Raw genomic sequence first — 1,205 nt, 5'->3', positions numbered from 1 at the left:
ATGACAGCAGTGAGAGAAGAACGCATCGCGCGGGAACTCCGCAGACTGCGCGGGAAGTACACGAGTACCGACGTCCAGCGAGCCCTCGGCATCACGCCGTCTAAGCTCTCGCGGATCGAGAGCTGCAAGGTGCGCCCTAGTCCCGACGACGTCAGGCGACTCGCCACCTTCTACGAGGCCGACGCAAAGACTGTCGAGCGACTTGCCAAAGCTGCTGAGCAGCTCAAGCAGCCAGTCTGGTGGACCGAGTTCGTCGGCCCCGACTGGAACTCGGCCCTCGGCTACCACCTCGAGCTTGAAACTGAGGCCACGCGGATCGACTCTTGGACTATCGACCTCGTTCCTGGCCTGCTGCAGACCCCCGGCTACGCCTCAGCTCTCATGACGGCCCGTGTCGACGTGCCACCGGATCAGCTCGAGCGTCGGCTCGAGCTCCGCGCGCGCCGACAACAGCGTGTGCGAGACGGGTCGCTTGAGCTCTGGGCGATCGTCAGCGAAACTGTCCTGCATAACCTGATCGGGGGCCCGAGCTGTGTCAGCGATCAACTGCGGTACCTGGCGAGTACCCCCGCCAACGTCACCGTGCAGGTGCTGCCATTCAGCGCGGGCGCTCACAGTGGACTTGGCACTAGCTTTCACCTGCTCGAGTTCTCCGACTGGCCTACGGTCGGGTATCAGGACACAATCACCCAGGGCCTTTACTACGATGACCCAGATGTGGTTCAGGGCCTAGCAAGGACAATCGACGACGTACGTGCTACGGCACTGAGTCCCAGCGCATCGCGAGAGGCATTGAGTCAGCGGGCTGCAGAACTGGAAGGGTGACAGAGAATGCTGAGCCATGAGTGGAAGAAGAGTTCCTACTCCGGGGGAAACAACGACTGCGTCGAGGTGAGGCTAGCCGAGGGTGGGGGTGTCGAAGTCCGCGACAGCAAGGCTCCGGGGATGGGCTCCATCAAGTTCACGTCGAGTGAGTGGGACGCCTTCATCGCCGGTGTTAAAGACGGCCAGTTCCGCATCCCGCGATCGGAACAGAACTAGCGCCTTGCGCCCCCGGTAGAGCCCTGAGTTGGAACGACTCGGGGCTCTACTTCTGTCCGGCCCTCCACGAGGCACGACCACGTCTCAGCGAACCCCGCCACCGGGCCGGTTGTCGACCCTGCTGCGTGTCCCCTGCGGCGGAGCGTGTGTTCAGAGTTTCTTCT

General features: G+C 62.8%; 2 protein-coding genes. Both read left to right on the top strand.

Going from position 1 to position 1,205, the window contains the following annotated elements:
* Nucleotides 1-825, top strand: an 825-nt coding sequence (locus tag FCN18_RS38930; RefSeq protein ID WP_137097600.1) for a helix-turn-helix domain-containing protein, incomplete at its 5' end; no start/stop codon positions are given.
* A 6-nt stretch (nucleotides 826-831) separates the two neighbouring features.
* Nucleotides 832-1,041, top strand: coding sequence for a DUF397 domain-containing protein (locus FCN18_RS38925; RefSeq protein ID WP_137097599.1), 210 nt, complete (start codon nucleotides 832-834; stop codon nucleotides 1,039-1,041).
* The last annotated feature ends 164 nt before the right edge of the window (nucleotides 1,042-1,205 follow it).

It is taken from the genome of Prauserella endophytica, from assembly GCF_005146945.1.
GTDB classification, from domain to species: domain Bacteria; phylum Actinomycetota; class Actinomycetes; order Mycobacteriales; family Pseudonocardiaceae; genus Prauserella_A; species Prauserella_A endophytica.
Note: the sequence above shows the minus strand (reverse complement) of the source record. Positions and strands in the feature narration are given on the sequence as shown.

Coding starts and splice junctions, on each gene's coding strand:
- FCN18_RS38925 (WP_137097599.1), top strand. CDS start 832: ATGCTGAGCCATGAGTGGAAGAAGAGTTCCTACTCCGGGGGAAACAAC.